This is a genomic window from Paenibacillus sp. Y280 (assembly GCF_056786335.1).
This window is the reverse complement of record NZ_JBXCIW010000009.1, coordinates 1-15,726: the sequence shown is the minus strand read 5'-3', so window position 1 is coordinate 15,726 and position 15,726 is coordinate 1. Positions and strand designations below refer to the sequence as shown.

General features: G+C 43.8%; 17 protein-coding genes. 9 read left to right on the top strand and 8 right to left on the bottom strand.

Annotated features, from left to right (window positions below):
* Nucleotides 1–3: 3 nt before the first annotated feature.
* The 6 genes from AC1TPC_RS13870 to AC1TPC_RS13845 all read left to right on the top strand — a co-directional run bounded on the left by AC1TPC_RS13870 (nt 4) and on the right by AC1TPC_RS13845 (nt 5,180).
* Entirely contained in the window at nt 4–900 is an 897-nt protein-coding gene (locus AC1TPC_RS13870; RefSeq protein ID WP_482067423.1) for a carbohydrate ABC transporter permease, read from the top strand.
* Between the two features lie 12 nt (nt 901–912).
* Nucleotides 913–1,806 carry a carbohydrate ABC transporter permease gene (locus tag AC1TPC_RS13865; protein ID WP_482067422.1) on the top strand — a complete coding sequence of 298 codons (894 nt, stop codon included), beginning with the start codon at nt 913–915 and terminating at the stop codon, nt 1,804–1,806.
* A 62-nt stretch (nt 1,807–1,868) separates the two neighbouring features.
* Nucleotides 1,869–2,786 carry a dihydrodipicolinate synthase family protein gene (locus AC1TPC_RS13860; RefSeq protein ID WP_482067421.1) on the top strand — a complete coding sequence of 306 codons (918 nt, stop codon included), beginning with the start codon at nt 1,869–1,871 and terminating at the stop codon, nt 2,784–2,786.
* A 43-nt stretch (nt 2,787–2,829) separates the two neighbouring features.
* Nucleotides 2,830–3,510: an N-acetylmannosamine-6-phosphate 2-epimerase gene (locus AC1TPC_RS13855; protein ID WP_482067420.1), complete on the top strand. Its 681-nt coding sequence runs from the start codon at nt 2,830–2,832 to the stop codon at nt 3,508–3,510.
* A gap of 18 nt (nt 3,511–3,528) precedes the next feature.
* A complete protein-coding gene (locus tag AC1TPC_RS13850; protein ID WP_482067419.1) occupies nt 3,529–4,494 on the top strand; it encodes an ROK family protein in 966 nt (321 codons plus the stop codon).
* A gap of 155 nt (nt 4,495–4,649) precedes the next feature.
* Nucleotides 4,650–5,180, top strand: coding sequence for an acyltransferase (locus AC1TPC_RS13845; protein ID WP_482067418.1), 531 nt, complete (start codon nt 4,650–4,652; stop codon nt 5,178–5,180).
* Nucleotides 5,181–5,250: 70 nt separating this feature from the next.
* Here AC1TPC_RS13845 and AC1TPC_RS13840 read toward each other — a convergent pair whose 3' ends face one another.
* Complete coding sequence (locus AC1TPC_RS13840) at nt 5,251–8,265, bottom strand: hypothetical protein (RefSeq protein ID WP_482067417.1); 3,015 nt, start codon at nt 8,263–8,265, stop codon at nt 5,251–5,253.
* 280 nt (nt 8,266–8,545) lie between these two features.
* A complete protein-coding gene (locus tag AC1TPC_RS13835) occupies nt 8,546–9,220 on the bottom strand; it encodes an arylamine N-acetyltransferase family protein (protein WP_482067416.1) in 675 nt (224 codons plus the stop codon).
* 84 nt (nt 9,221–9,304) lie between these two features.
* Between AC1TPC_RS13835 and AC1TPC_RS13830 the strand changes: the two genes are divergently transcribed.
* The 3 genes from AC1TPC_RS13830 to AC1TPC_RS13820 are packed head-to-tail and all read left to right on the top strand — an operon-like array spanning nt 9,305 to nt 10,409.
* Nucleotides 9,305–9,529 carry a spore coat associated protein CotJA gene (locus AC1TPC_RS13830; RefSeq protein ID WP_482067526.1) on the top strand — a complete coding sequence of 75 codons (225 nt, stop codon included), beginning with the start codon at nt 9,305–9,307 and terminating at the stop codon, nt 9,527–9,529.
* A gap of 2 nt (nt 9,530–9,531) precedes the next feature.
* Nucleotides 9,532–9,795 (top strand): spore coat protein CotJB, encoded by a 264-nt coding sequence (locus tag AC1TPC_RS13825; RefSeq protein WP_482067415.1) that lies wholly within the window; start codon nt 9,532–9,534, stop codon nt 9,793–9,795.
* 44 nt (nt 9,796–9,839) lie between these two features.
* A complete protein-coding gene (locus AC1TPC_RS13820; RefSeq protein ID WP_482067414.1) occupies nt 9,840–10,409 on the top strand; it encodes a manganese catalase family protein in 570 nt (189 codons plus the stop codon).
* Nucleotides 10,410–10,899: 490 nt separating this feature from the next.
* On the opposite strand, the gene AC1TPC_RS13815 is transcribed toward AC1TPC_RS13820, so the two are convergent.
* From AC1TPC_RS13815 to AC1TPC_RS13790, 6 genes are all read right to left on the bottom strand, one after another.
* Nucleotides 10,900–11,118: a hypothetical protein gene (locus AC1TPC_RS13815; protein WP_482067413.1), complete on the bottom strand. Its 219-nt coding sequence runs from the start codon at nt 11,116–11,118 to the stop codon at nt 10,900–10,902.
* 920 nt (nt 11,119–12,038) lie between these two features.
* Nucleotides 12,039–12,893 (bottom strand): manganese catalase family protein, encoded by an 855-nt coding sequence (locus tag AC1TPC_RS13810; RefSeq protein ID WP_482067412.1) that lies wholly within the window; start codon nt 12,891–12,893, stop codon nt 12,039–12,041.
* A gap of 50 nt (nt 12,894–12,943) precedes the next feature.
* Nucleotides 12,944–13,294 (bottom strand): AMP-dependent synthetase and ligase, encoded by a 351-nt coding sequence (locus tag AC1TPC_RS13805; protein WP_482067411.1) that lies wholly within the window; start codon nt 13,292–13,294, stop codon nt 12,944–12,946.
* Between the two features lie 481 nt (nt 13,295–13,775).
* Entirely contained in the window at nt 13,776–14,294 is a 519-nt protein-coding gene (locus AC1TPC_RS13800; protein WP_482067410.1) for a DUF3231 family protein, read from the bottom strand.
* Between the two features lie 128 nt (nt 14,295–14,422).
* Complete coding sequence (locus tag AC1TPC_RS13795; RefSeq protein ID WP_482067409.1) at nt 14,423–14,650, bottom strand: WGxxGxxG family protein; 228 nt, start codon at nt 14,648–14,650, stop codon at nt 14,423–14,425.
* 560 nt (nt 14,651–15,210) lie between these two features.
* Nucleotides 15,211–15,516 carry a hypothetical protein gene (locus AC1TPC_RS13790; RefSeq protein WP_482067408.1) on the bottom strand — a complete coding sequence of 102 codons (306 nt, stop codon included), beginning with the start codon at nt 15,514–15,516 and terminating at the stop codon, nt 15,211–15,213.
* Nucleotides 15,517–15,726: the final 210 nt, after the last annotated feature.

Sequence of the window (15,726 nt, the reverse complement as noted above, 5' to 3'; positions counted from 1 at the left end):
GAGATGGAGGCAACCGTTCGCAAAACGAAAGGTTACGTGCTGCGAGATTGGCTGATGAGTTACCTGTTTTTACTGCCGGCATTTGGATTTTTTCTGCTCTTTGTAGCTTATCCAATGGTTAAAGGAATTTATATCAGCTTTTTTGATTACTCTTTAAGAGATTTTAATTTTATTTGGTTCGATAACTATATTTCGCTCATTCAAAATGAGACATTTCTGAAATCTATGCGAAATACGCTTTTGCTTGTTGTCATTACCGTACCGATTGTTATCGTATTTTCTGTATTTGTTGCGGTCAATATTTATAAGAAAAAAGAGTTTGCGAGATCCTTCTTTAGAGGCGTGTTCTATTTGCCAGCCGTATCATCCGTCGTCAGTATTACGGTCGTATGGGGCTGGATCTATCATCCGAACTACGGCATTCTCAATTATTTGACAAGTTTGTTCGGTGCTGAGCCCGTTTCTTGGCTTGGAGACACAAGGACTGCACTGCTCGCGATTATCGCTGTTTTAATTACAACATCCGTTGGCCAGCCGATTATTTTGTATGTCTCATCGCTTGGCAACATTCCGACCTCTTATATTGAAGCGGCCGAGCTTGACCGCGCAACGCCATGGCAGATTTTCCGGAAAATTGTTTGGCCGATGCTGATGCCTACAAATTTGTATATTATCGTTATCACCACGATTAATACTTTCCAGTGCTTTGCTTTGATTCAACTGCTTACCTCGGGAGGTCCCGTCTATAGTACATCGACCGTCATGTACGGCGTATATGAGCAAGCATTCGTATTAGGTCATTTCGGCAACGCTTCCGCGATGGGCGTGTTACTTGCAATCGTCATTGGCATTATTTCCATTATTCAATTCAAATACTTTGGCAGCGATGTTGAGTACTAAGGAGGGGACATCATGAGTTCGAGTTCATACCATTCATTAGAGATGAAAGCAACTATGGTGCAGCCAAAGAAAAAAAGCGCATGGAAAAAAGAATTTACGGTTTCAAAAGTGCTGGCTGGCATCCTTTTAATATTAGCTACTCTATTTTTTATCTTTCCCTTCTATTGGGTTGTTTCCGGCTCGTTTAAGCTACAGACCGTAGCAACGACTATTCCGCCAGAATGGTTTCCGCTCAAGCCGACGATGCAGAACTGGACGGAATTGTTTAAAAATCCGGTGGAGCGCTGGATGTTCAACAGCTTTATTATTGCTTTGGCAGAGATGATTGCGATCTGTATCGTTTCATCCCTTGCCGGGTATGTGCTCGCCAAAAAAACATTCCCCGGCCGCGTGGTTATATTTACGATGTTCGTTGCAGCTATGGCGCTGCCTAAACAGGTAATACTTGTACCGCTCTTTACGATGTTAGCGGATTTTGGCTGGGTAAATACGTATAAAGGACTTATTTTACCGACAATTGGCTGGCCTTTCGGCGTGTTTCTAATGAAGCAATTTGCACAGACCATTCCAGGCGAGCTGATCGAGGCGGCGAAGATAGACGGATGCTCGGAAATGCGCTTGTTTACAACGATCATATTGCCATTGCTTAAACCGGCTTTAGGCGCGCTTGCTATCTTTACCTTCATTACTTCATGGAATGATTATTTCAGCCAGCTCATTATGACAAGGTCAACCTCGATGATGACGCTGCCGCTAGGTGTAGCGACGCTTAGAGGTGAGTTTACGACAAATTACGGGCTTCTGATGGCTGGTGCGGCGCTTGCGTCTATTCCGATGATCGCTATCTTCCTTTTATTCCAAAAGGCATTTACGCAAGGCATTACGATGGGCGCAGTTAAAGGGTAAGGCAGGCAGCGGAGATCCCATTACCCTAAATCTATCTTTCTAAAAACGGAGGCCATTTTACGATGAAACACGATGAATTGGAAATTTTCAAAGGCATTACAATCGCGATGTATTCCAGCTACAATGAGCAGGGTGAAATCAATAAAGAAGCAGCACAGAAACTAGCTCGCCACTACGCCTCAACTGGCGTGAAAGGCCTATATGTTGGAGGAAGCTCAGGCGAGGGCATGCTGCAATCCGTTGAAGAGCGCAAGCAAATGCTGGAGGCGGTCATTGCTGAGGTTGGCCAAGAGCTTACGATCATTGCTCATGTCGGGTCGCCATCTACTAGAGACAGCGTAGAACTTGCGATACATGCGGAGCAAGCAGGCGCTCATGCCGTATCAGCTGTACCGGCTATTTATTACCGATTATCCCCGCAAAGCGTTGAAGCGCATTGGCAAGCGATTATTGACAGCACCTCGCTGCCATTTATTATTTATCATATTCCCCAAACGACGGGCTTTCAGCTATCGAAGAGCCTGCTCGTCAAGATGGCAGCGCAGGACAAAGTCATTGGCGTGAAAATCTCGGCGGAAAGCACATTTGAGCTTCAGCAATTCAAGGCTGCCGGCGGAAAGGACTTTCTTGTCCTTAATGGTCCAGATGAGCAGTATCTAGCTGGACGAAGCATTGGCGCGGACGGGGGAATTGGCGGCACGTATGGCGTTATGCCGGAGCTGTTCTTGAAGATTGAGCAATGCTATGTGCAAGGAAAGATGGCCGAAGCGCAGAAATGGCAGTTCATCGTGAACGAGCTTATTGTGGATTTGCTATCCTTTCCGTCCTTGTATGGGGCATGCAAGGCGATCTTGAAGCTGCGCGGATTCGAGACGGGCGAGCCTAGAATGCCGCTTCTGCCTGTTGCAGCCTCCGATATGGACCGCGTTGAACAATTGAATGAACGAATCTTGCATTATATTGCGCAAGCAAAGGGATAAGCGAAAATATAGAATTTCTCGGAAGGAAAGGGAATCAGCCAATATGACTCGATTGAATGACATTTTTCCTATGAAAGGACTAATTGTTTCCTGTCAGGCGCTTGAGCACGAGCCGCTTCACGGCGGCGATGCGATGGCAAAAATGGCAAGGGCAGCAGTGAGCGCCGGAGCCATCGGGATTCGAACGAACGGTGTTCCGGATATCGTTGCGATCAAGCAGGAAGTGGATGTGCCCGTAATCGGGCTTATTAAGCGGGATATTCCGGGCTCGGCTATCTTCATAACTCCGACGCTGGAGGAAGTAAAGGCTATTGTAGATGCCAAAGCGGATATCGTTGCTCTTGATGTTACGAATCGAGAAGGTCGCTTGGAAACCGTAAAAGCGTTGATTGATTATGCGCATGAGCAAGGTGCTGCTGTAATGGCAGACATTTCTACGCTGGAGGAAGGGCTCGCAGCTGTGGAGCTGGGTGCTGATTTCATTGGTACGACCCTTTCGGGCTATACGCCATACAGTACGCAGCAGGAAGCGCCGGATTTTGAATTGCTGGAGCAATTATGCAAGTCAGTTAGCATTCCGGTCGTTGCAGAGGGACGGATATGGACGCCGGAGGATGCTGCGAAAGCGATGAAGACCGGAGCAGCTTATGTCGTTGTGGGCAGTGCCATCACAAGGCCGCAGCTGATTACGGCTCGTTATGTCAGCGCATTGCGTACAAAGTAGAGTTAAGGGGGAGAGCGAGTGGACTTGCAATTGTTCGATCCCCAAACAGAATACGCAATAGGCGTGGATATTGGGGGCACAAAAATAAATACCGGAGTCGTAAGCGCGGAAGGAGTTATCCTGCATACGTTAAGCCTCAGTACGATGGCTGGGCAAGCGAAGACGGTTGATCGCGTGAAGCAAGCTGTTCATGAATTGATGGCAGAGGTGAAGGTGAAGCTGCCAGCAATCGAGTTCAAAGGCATTGGCATTGGAAGCGCAGGACAAGTCGATTGGGCAAAGGGCAGCATCCGATCGGCATCCGAGATTATACCCAATTATGCTGGAACTGCGCTGAGAAGCATCATTCAGCAGCAGTTTCTACTGCCGACAATCGTAGATAACGACGTAAATGTGCTTGCGCTAACGGAAAAGTACCTTGGAGCAGCGCAAGGCGTGGATCATTTTCTATGTCTAGCACTCGGCACCGGCGTAGGCGGAGCGATCGTTGTCGACGGTCGCCTTGTTCATGGCTCATGGGGCGGAGGCGGCGAGCTCGGTCACCTGTCTGTCGATTTTAATGGTCGTCCCTGCCTATGCGGGGGAAAGGGCTGCTTGGAGCAATATGCATCAGGAACAAGCATTGCCGACCGCATGGCAGAGAGGCTCTTATTGAGTGGCGATCTGAACTACAACGTAGATTCACGAGAAGTAATTGCAAGGTGGCTGGCTGGTGATCCGCTTGCCGTAGAGCTGATGGAGGAAACGATGGCAGCGCTTGGCTCCGCAATCGCTTCCCTCATCCACATGTTTAATCCAAAATTGATCGTTATTGGCGGTGGTGTTGCCGAGGCAGGCGATCCGTTATTTGCTGGGATAAGGAAGGAAGTTATTTTACGGTCGATGCCGTCGATGGTGGAGGGCGTGCGGATTGAAGCAGCCTATCGCGGCAATTTATGCGGAATGATAGGTGCGGCTTTGCAGGTATGGGAGTACGCGGTGTAAATATAGTAATGAATAAATCGGGTGGTCAATTTATTGACTATCCGCTTTTTTTATTATTGTTAATTATTCATTTTGAATAATATAATACGAAATTACGATTAATTATCTGTTATAATATTCGAAAAGCGAACTTATTAGAAGTGGAGGTTTTTTATTTGAGATTTAATAACGTCATGTACAAGCTTAAAGGCCTCTACAAATTCGGGAAATCGGCTCCAAAGCTGCGCGGAAAAGTGTTCGTGAACCGAATGGGTGACATTCAGGTTGGCAGAAACCTTTCCATTGTGGGACATCCGTGGGCTGTTCAAATTACGAGCACCAAGGGCGCGAACCTAACGATTGGAGATCATGTCTACATTAATGCAGGCGTCGGAATCGCAGCTAATAAACAAATCATCATTGGCGACTATGTTAAAATAGGTCCAAGAACGAGTATTTTTGATAGCAATTACCATCGTATGGATAGTGCCGATAATGGCGAGCTTAGCAAAAAAATTACGATAGGCAACAATGTGTGGATTGGTGCCGACTGCACCATTCTTCCCGGCGTCTCGATCGGAGATAATTCGGTTATCGCGGCGAAGAGCACCGTCAACAAGGATGTTCCCGGCAACGTGCTGGCAGGAGGAAGTCCCGCAAAGGTTATTCGCGAGCTGGAAATCGAGGAGGGCTGGGTCCGGGATTAATAGGTCATTACATAACAGCGAGCCTTCCTCCCATTAAGGGAAGAGGGCTCGCCTTCTTTATAGTGAAGACTTATTGGGGATCATCAGAGCCTTTTCCATTAACGAGCGTTACTTCTTTTTGGAAAATCAGGTGATCGCTCTTGCCAAAAAAATTCATGAGATACGCTCCAATAACGACCGTGCCGCTTGACTCTTCATTCGGAAGCGATACGGTTCCATTTGGATTTACGATAACTTGCTCGCTGCCGGATATTTGCTTCCAAATTATAAATGGCATTGACGGAAGGTCGAACCCGAAAGCTTTAAGCGAGTAATGATGCTTTCTTCCATTGGCAGTAATCTTCACCGTTTCCACCGCTTCAGCCCGGATATAGGCAGCGATCTGGACGTATAATGCCGGTTCGTCATTCTTTAGCGTCTCCTGAAAATTCAGGACGGTAGACCACACATCCGCAGGCGTGATGCCAAGGTTAGCTAAAGCTGCGCTTAGCGCGTAAGTTTCCTTTTGATTCAATACTTCATCAAGAGCCTCGTTTAATACCTCATTCATGGCATAATGATTAATTAGCAAAGCAGATAGCTCATTCGTTTCTTTGTCAGCGAGTACGGCTTTGATCGTTCCCTCAAGCCCTTTGATTTCGCCGCCATCACCGAAGAGAAAGAGGAGGAAGTCTTCAATGCTTACATTCGATTCTCCTCCGGCAGCAGCAAGCGCGCTGAGCAGCTCCTGATATTGCTCATTTGCTGCAATGGCTTCGAGCTCGGACAGCTGCGGATCGTATCGGAAGGAGCTGATCGCCTTCAGCATACCGAACAGACTGCTCTTAAGCTTCGCCTCGTCAGAGGAAACGGGCAGCTTCGCTTTTATCTTGTTCCATATGGGATCGATTAGCTCCAGATGGTCCTCGTCATTTAGACCGGCAATCTCCTCTTGCAGATTGCGAATAGCGTCAATCTCATCCGCATTACCAGAAGCTATCGCCTCATGCAGCTTCTGTATCCGGTCGAGCAGGGCTTGCGGAATGGAGCTACCGGTGTCTGCAGCCTTTAATGTCACTTCTTTCTGGAAAATGATTTTCTCCGATTCGTCGATAGGGTTCAGCGCTTTAGCCTGAATAACAGCGGTACCTTCCATTTTAGGCTTGGAAAGCATAACGGAGCCCTCGGGTGATACGGTCACAGCGTCGCTGCCAGAAGCTTTGGACCAAACGAGCAGGGAATTCGGTACCTCTTTGCCTAGCGTAGATAACGTATAGTCATGCTGGCGACCGTCTGGGCTTACCGTCACCTGCTCTACCGAATGCGTTCGAAGATAGGCGAGCAGTATTGTAGTGATCGCGTTTTGGTCGTGTTCTAGCTTATTTTGAAATTGGTTAACGACTGCCATCATATCGTCCGCTGTAACGCCCAGCTTCTGGAATGCAGGACTGAATCTATAGTAGCGATCATCTGTTTGACTTAAGACAGTATTTATCGCCGAGTATAGCAGCGCTTCACGCTTCTCTTGGTTGAACAGAAGCGAGATTTGCTCCTGCGGACTCAGGTTGGCAAGCAGCTCCATCATCGTACCTTGTACCCCTTTTCTCGCAGCACCGTCGCCATGCAGGAAAATCATGAGATCTTCCGCATAAAGGTTGGTTTGGACTGTTGAGAGGTAGTTAAATAGTGCTCCATCGTATTCCGCATTCGTAAAGAAAGCTTCCAGATCAATGGAATCGTCATAATAGGCTAACTGGCCAGCTTCCTTCAACATTTGAAACAGTGCCAGCTTGTTTCTTTGTTTGTCGACGCTAGCTGGCAGAAACCGTTCAATTTTATTCCATATCGGGTCAATCAAGGTGTGATCCGCATTAACGTCCAGCGCCTTTAACTCGTCATAAAAGGCTTGTATCTCTTGAACGTCCGCCGGAGCTGCCGTACTTAACGACTCATGCAGCCTGTTGATTTTCTCGAAATAGGGTTCCTTTGGAAACTCGGAAATAGGATGCGCATGTCGTATCTCTTTCTCCAAGATGACCTTCTCCGGTCCGCCGAAGGGATGGAGCAGCTTAACATGAACAACGGCCGTAGCACTTCTAGCATTGTTCAGTAGAGTGGCAAGTCCGATGTATGTCGATTTAAAGGAGGTTACATAAAGATCTGGACTCTCTGATATTTTCGACATTTCAATCGGAAGCAGGTCGTCATAATGAGTAACGTAGGCACCAAATATATTTAAAGTGTAACGATACGTTGGAGGATCATCGGGAAAATGAGAAGTGGACCAATGTATCACCGTATCCGAGCGCATATAGGCGATGGCTATTGCAGCAAACGATGCATCATCCTTCTGAAGCCTCGTTTCGAAATTATGCTGCATATCGATTACATCCTGCGCCTTCACGCCAAGATTGCGCAGCACTCTGCTAACCTGATACTTATCCGCTAGTCCTAGCACTTTTGTCATTTCTTGAGAGAGAAAATCTTTCGATTTCTGCATGTCATTGATCAGCTCTGCCAGCTCATATGGCGATTTGTTACGCAGCGTTTCGCGGAAAGTACCCTCGAACCCTGGGCGGATGCCGCCGTCGCCAAGCAAGAGTATAAGAAAATCCTCTAACGTCAGACTAGGCAGGCCAGCTGCAGCCGAAATGGTCTGAAGCGCTGCTCGGAATTCCGAATCATTGCGAATTTGTTCCAAATCGCTCTCCACGGGATCTAATAGGTAGAGGCGAATCGCTTTCACGAATCGGAAAAGGTTCGTCTTCAGCTTCGCTTGATCAACGTAAGCCGGAAGCTTGAGCTTAATCTTGTTCCATACCGGATCAATGAGCGATTCATCTGCCGTCTCATCCAGCGCAGCTAGCTCCACACGTAAATCCTTCACAGCCTGAACATCGACAGCATCGCCTTTTGTTAAGGCGTTATGAATACTGAATAGCTTCTGTAAATTTGCTTTTGGAGCTGCTTCGGCTGCGTTTGCCGTTTGTGCGAATCCCAGCGTATCGTTCATAATGGATTTGCCGCTGAATGTCAGACCGCTGAATAGGGATGCCGTCATTGTAAAAGCGAGTGTGGCTACGACGATTTTTTGGCTAAACTTCAACTCAATCACCTCTTCAAGCAGAATGTTATTGCGAAGTATTTGAAAACATTTCCTTATTTGTTGATAGCATACCTTTTTAAAAATAGGGCAATAAGAGGCGAACTTCCTACTATTAGGGATGGAAATAGACTCATTTCCTTCCTGAGTTAATGGCGTTCATAAATCGGCTTTGCAGGGAATAGGTCGCTCAGCATAATAAGATGAAAAAGTAGATGGATCGATGCAATAGAAAAAAACAGGCTTCTGCATCGTATGCAAACGCCTGTTTTTCATATCATGATTAGCTAGGTTGATTCGCTTTAGATAATTTCCATTGCTTATGAGCCAGCTGTACCTTCTGCCATAGCTCATCTCTTTCCTGCTCAGTATAGCTAACGAGCAGCTCGCCAAATTGAATCGCTAAAACATCAAGCCATTGTGCTTTATTTGTGATCTCTGTTTTCACAATTTCATTCAACTCCCGTTTAATCCAAATGCAACCGCGCAGCTCATTGCTGCCTGTCTCATGCCGATGTCTAACAATAAACAAATTATGCCACGGGGATTCCGAGGATATACCTGCAAGCAGGGGAAGAGGCTCAAGGGGCATATCGCCTAGTCCAACATCAATAATCCAGATCTCGTCCTCTAGCTGGTCATTCGTTAAGGTAACCGTCAGCCCTAAGTGAAAGCCGTTAATGCGGGGCTCGGTGCCTATTGGCTGAACGCCTGCCCGGTGCAAGTTCACCTTGTAGCCTAACGAGCGGAGAAGGAGGCTGAACGCACCATTTAGGTGAAAACAATATCCGCTTCGGCCATTTAAAATGAGTTGAATCGATTCATGATAATCAATAGCAACAGGCTTCCCTGCAAAAATATCTATCGTCTGCCAGGATTTATGCTTGACATGTGCCTTGTGAAGCTCAAATAAGTATACAAAAAAGAAGTATCTGTACCGGTACAACTGCAATTGCATTTGAGAAACTTGCTGTAATGTTGGGCAAGTATTCTTGCATATATTGATCTGAAGAATATTGCGAGAGGAGACATCCATGTGAAAGTGAATGATCAGGTTCGTTATTATAAACCCTTTGTCAGTCCGCTTGATCCATGCCCGCCAATACGAGTAAAAAGCTACAGCACGCCGCCGCAATTGTTTATTTCCTTCCAGCCCCCTAATTTGCCGCAGTTCAATCCCTTCGAAGCCTTGAGGTATGGAACACTCTGGCCAGCGTTATACAGTCCTTATGGTTCGAAAAACGTCAGAGATGAAGAGGGGGACTAACAGTGAGCATCGTATTGAACGAGGAATATTACAAGCTGCTGCACGAACTGCAGGCAGTTGATTTTGTTTTGGTGGAGTTGAATTTATATTTGGATACGCATCCGACGGATGCGAGTGCGATACAGCAATACAATCAATATGCACAGTTAAGGCAGCAAATCGCTCATCGTTATGAATCAAAATATGGTCCCTTGAAAAACTTTGGCCAAAGCTTATCCGGTACGCCTTGGTCATGGAATGACGCTCCCTGGCCGTGGCAGGTCTAAAGAACGGATTTGGCTAACACCTATTTTTGAGGAGGCAACCGTGCATGTGGGTGTATGAGAAAAAATTGCAGTATCCAGTACGCGTAAGCAAATGCGATCCTTTGATGGCCAAGTTCCTCATGGAGCAGTATGGCGGTGCCGACGGAGAGCTCGCAGCGGCGCTGCGTTATTTAAACCAGCGTTACACGATACCGGATAAAGTAATCGGACTGCTTACGGACATAGGTACTGAGGAATTTGCGCATCTCGAGATGATTGCCACCATGATCTACAAGCTGACGAAAGACGCAACGCCCGAGCAATTGAAGGCAGCGGGACTCGGCGCTCATTATGTTGCACACGACAGCGCCTTGTTCTATGAGAATGCAGCAGGCGTGCCATGGACAGCTGCCTACATCCAAGCGAAAGGCGATCCGATTGCGGATCTGTATGAGGATATTGCGGCAGAGGAGAAGGCGCGGGCTACATACCAGTGGCTTATTGACCTGACGGATGACGTCGATCTTCAGGACAGCTTGAAGTTCCTCCGGGAGCGGGAGATTGTGCATTCGCTGCGGTTCCGTGAAGCGGTGGAGATTTTGAAGGAAAAGCGGGATGAGAAGATATTTTATTAGAGGGAAGCCTCTCTACAGCGAAGCGATGCTGTGGGGAGGTTTTTTTTTGGAGTCCTTCACTAATCGAATAGGTAGGATAAATACAATGATTTCAAGAATATCATGTTCTATGGATTTTTATGTACAAGGGTATGAATAATAAATCAAAACTATTGGATGTTTTTGAGTGGTTAGACGATTTGATGTTTATGAACTGGACAAATACACAAAATTATTTTGCGAATTTTTTTAATAGAGAACCATGAAATGATCGATGGCTGGATCATAAAGCAAGAGAATATTTATTGGATTATGTAAGCACGCCAGGGTTTGTAGGTCTGATCGCAATTCAATGAAAATGTTGAGTTCTTTGTAAATGAAATGTGTATTCATCCTAATTTTCAAGGACAAGACATAGCAGTAGCTATGAATAAATTTAGATAAACGCTAGTACCGGGATCAACTACGCTGGTATTACCCCGAATTAGTCAGCCCTAAAGAAATTACAAAATTAACTATATCCTTTCGTAGACCAATTATCGAAATCACTAGACCTGAAAAAAAAAAGTATTACTGCTAATACAACTGGGAATGATCCAACCATTTGTTGACCAAAATCTCTGGTGTTAAATTCTCCATACCCAGAATAGATACTGGCTGCAATTAGAAACATACCGTAAAGAATGATGCCGGATAAGCTTAAGATGGACCCCAAAATCACCTGTTTCATTTAATTCACCCCTTAGTAAAAGAGATCTCCTGACCTAGCGATCAGGAGATCAAAATTAATTAATAATCATATGTTAAGACTGTGCTGGCGTTTCCATTTTGCCATTCTGATGTGCTTTCATTAAACCATTCGTGGCGGACACTTGTATATACATAAACCCCAAGGATATCCGATCCCTACTTGATACTGCATATTGTTCTGAAGCTGAGTATCGAATGATAGGACTACTTGTCAAGCTTGCTAAGCACCTATCTGGCTCTCAATCAGAAATAAGCTGGCTCTTATTTTCTCACAAGGTAATCAAACAATTCTTCAACGTCCGCCTTGGTTAATAGCGACCAAATTTGACAATACTGAAGATACATGCCGCCTTCTATTGGGTAATGAGTAAGTGTGGCAGCACTTCCTCGTAAGCTTTTGACAAACAAACAGGGTAATTTAGTATTTGACGCCGTTTGCTTCGAGGAGACAGCCCCCCTGAAAGAGAGTGAAACTCGTGATAACACCTGAACCGATAGAGTTGCAATACATAAAACGACTGAGTGATGAAGAGAATACTCTGATCGAAGCGCTACGGACGATCCAAATGCCTCCTGCAGCTGCTTTGCTTCTGGTTAGGAACGAGCTGAAAGGACCATTGGAAAACAGGCCAATGACAGAGATTCTGGATGGGTTCTTAGCGAGGCATACTGGAGGAGATACTAATGAGTGAAAATCGTTTCCATGTTCACGACTGTATCCTCCGATTCCTTTAGGGGGTAGAATGCCTGCAGGGTAAAAAGATAATTTCGATAACGATAAGTGAAAAGTATGTGAAAGTGATCTAGGTTAAAAAAATAAAACCCTGGATACGAGCAATACAGGGTTTTATGTATGTTGCCTAAAGGTGTGAAGAGATGGTTCATTTCTTGTAAATTAATTCATGCGTTCATATCGTAAAGCCCAGGACTATGTTCACTCGGTAATTCGGGTAAAATTGGTAATGGAAAACCTTCGGGAGGCGGTACAACTTCCAAGTCGCCATTGTTTCGGCTAGGTGTTTGTCCGCTAAATATTTCTCCGATTCGCGTCGGATCCAAACGAAAATTAAATTGAGCGTTATGATAACCGAGCTCAACATATTTGCGGCATTCCGGGTATTTGTTAATATCGTAATTTGGAACAGGAAACAAATTTCCCCAATCGACGCCAAGCGTTTCAAGAGCCTTAGCAAATGCATTCTGATGCGCATTGTCACGCACCATTAGAAAGGCTAATGTTTCCCGGAACGTCTTATTTGAACTCATCTCATAAATCCTTGATTTTTGTAAAACGCCAGTAGACTCAAGCACCACATTATCCAATAAATCACTAATTAAATTACCGTGATTATACACGTAATTGCCCAGCCACGGATTACCCGCAGCATCGACAGGCAAGGAGCTTTGGGCACCAACGATATAGTGATGAGGATTTGCAAGTTTAACGGCTTCATCAAGCGGGGCGGAGTCAATGCCGGCGTTGCCAGGAAGTTCTTCTCCAGACCCGTTCAATAATTGGTTGATTGTATGTTGAACCAGTTCAACATGGCTTATTTCCTCGAGAAACACACCACGGATTAAATCACGATATTGTGTAGCATTGCCGCGGAAATTGCTGCTCTGAAAAAAGTACTGCATCATCGTTCGCATTTCGCCAAATTGTCCGCCAAGCGTTTCTTGTAAAACCTTGGCAGCTGCTGGATCAGGTTTGTCCACTACAATGTTGTTGATTAAGTCTTCTTTATAGAAGTACATATCTACCTCTTTCTATACATTCTTCGCATGAAAATACAAAGAACATATAATTAATGTGAATTGTGATTTACTCCAAAAGGTTGCTGATTATTCATGCTTGAAAAGGCATTTTCCTGTGAGCTAGTTGTTTGTGAATGTGAAATTTGATTGCAAATATTGGAGATTTGTTGTATTTGTTGCAGTGCCGTTTGGTGTCCTTGTAAGGCTGTTTGAATAATTTGTGCAGCTTGTTGCTCATGTTGAGCGATTTGCTCAAGAAGTTTCGCGTTATTTAGCTCTTGATTTAATAACTGTTGATATTGACCTGATGCTTGTTGAGTTTGATTTACCAATTGTTGAATAAGTTGTTCTGCTTGAGCGAGTTGTTGGGAATTTTGGTTGTTTGGTTGAAATTGATTCAATTTTTGTTCCTCCTAGTTAATGTGTTTTTTTATGTTTATTCTTCCTTAGAATTGAAAATATATTCAGGACATTTATTTGGAATTTTATAAGTCGCATAATACAAAAGAAATGCAGTATATCGAATTAACTTGAAATGCAACATCAGGGAGTGAAACAATATGTATTGTTACCTTTGAATAACCTTTAACTATTTCAAACTTTTAATACAATTTTGTTTAGAACAAAATTGCCGTAGACCGTCCCAATTACCCCATATACAATTTTTACAAATAATAGGTTGCTTTGGTTTGGATATTATTTCTTTAATCAATTGATATTGACCTCCTAAGATTTGTTTAATTTTTAATTTTAAAATAATATATCCAACTTAATTTTTTGTATCCAAAATGTATTTGTGCGCTTTTCTGGGTTGTAAAATGATTGCTAATTAGAAAGAGGGGTGCCCCTAAAGCCTATGGCTTTTGGGACACCCTCATTCATTTAGACGTTAGCAGTTTCAGGCCTTTTGATTTGTAAAGGCGGAGGAATAACCCATCCCTTTTCTTTACTCATCTCAAGTATTTTTAAGCCTAAAGCTGTTTTTGAGACATGGTATTTTGCAAATAAAGCACCGATATCTTCTCTAATGGATTGACCAATAACTTGACTGCAAGCAACTATGCCTATTGCAACATCAGAGGCAATTTTGGCGGCAATTTCAGGATCAGTGAAACGGGCGCCTGCAGGAATATCTTCAAGCTTTACTGAGGGTCTGTCAGGCAACATAGGAGCAGAAGCAATTCCGTTATTAGTAAGCAATACATCTAATTCATTAATTTCAAGCTTTGCTTGATCTAGAAGAGCTTCTAATGTTTTTTTAAGATCTTTGTCTCCAGAATGGTTTAAATATGCTTGGTAGCAGGATACAACACCTTTGGCCATAGTGGAAGCTTGCCATACACTAAAGATTTCTCCGTAGTGCATTGGTTCATCCTTTGGATTACCGCTTAAAATTCCCATTTTAAAATGCTCCTTTTTTATCAAATTTGACATGTTTAATATGTCTTAAAATTAGCATTCATCGGAAAAAGACTTTTTTCCAATTGCTATTCTAAGAGGTGTGCTTCTAGGTTTTATCAAATAAAAATCTATGCACGGTCACGATCACGAGCTCGATTTCTTGCGCCAGCTAAACCAAGTAATCCTAAAAGCCCAAGCCATCCCCAATCAAAACCATCATCATCATTAGTTGCATACGCTCTGTAATCGCTAGTGTTGGATGTGGTTGTACGATCCATATTCTCAGCAGATACTGGTGCATTTGAGAACATCGTTAAACATCCAACGAAACCAATTATAAATAATACTTTTTTCATTTTTATACTCCTTCACTATTGGTTTTTTAAACAAGGATATATTTTGTTACTGATCATTTATTTATACATACACCCAACAAACTACTTCAACAAATCAAATTTGTTAGCGAATTTATGGCCAGACAGTTCAGCCAGATAAGACTTGATTAAACAACTTTAAAATCAAAAAACTGACATTGTAGATGTCAGTTTTTAGTGCTGCATTTTATTTTTTATTTTTCTTTGATTCAGCTGCCTCTGAATCTTTGTTGTTGCCAGGACTTGGTTTTTTCTGGGGATTATTTTCTTGAGACATAAACGCATCCTCCTTATTGTCAATCAAAGCATGGGGACGATCTCTTCTTCCCAGACTTAAACTGTCGGATTACGATCTTCGACAAAAATGATCGGCTTACACTGGCCTAATCGTATAGCAAATAAAGGGAACCGGCGTGTCTAGAATGAATAGACAAGTCGGTTCTTTTAATAGTAATAGACCTTATTTACCATATATCGGCATACCCAGAAAAGTGGTAAACTGGGTGAATAAAGGGCAGGGGCATGAAAAAGTATTATAATCATTATGGTCCTGGATTCAATTGAAAAGTAAAGGAAAGAGTGACACTTGATTGTAATTTGGCGTCTATTGCATCATAAAAGATGACTACCTTTGGCGTTTCTCCAAGATCATTAAATATTCGTACCCGATTTGGGGATTTGAAACCAGCTGATCTTAACAGCGCTCTCATTTGCAGAACTCTTTTGTTTGTGCCTGTTTGTGTGTCGTCAATTATACCTTCAAATTTCTTTCTGAATTGTACGTCTTTTGCCAATTTTACAGATAATCTAGCAATTTGAAGCAATACACATTTAACTGTCGCAGCCATAAGATCACTCCTTTAAATAATATAGGATATCTTATGAACCAATGAGTGAATGTGCTTGTACTAATGACATAAATCAGGGTGGTAATGAACTAAATAGCCTCTCGGAATTAGATGGGGGATTCCAGTGGTGATGCCAGAATAGTTATGAAATGGCGCTGGAAAATATGGAAGATGAAAACCAGTTTCAAAAAAGGCCAGACTCCACCAATT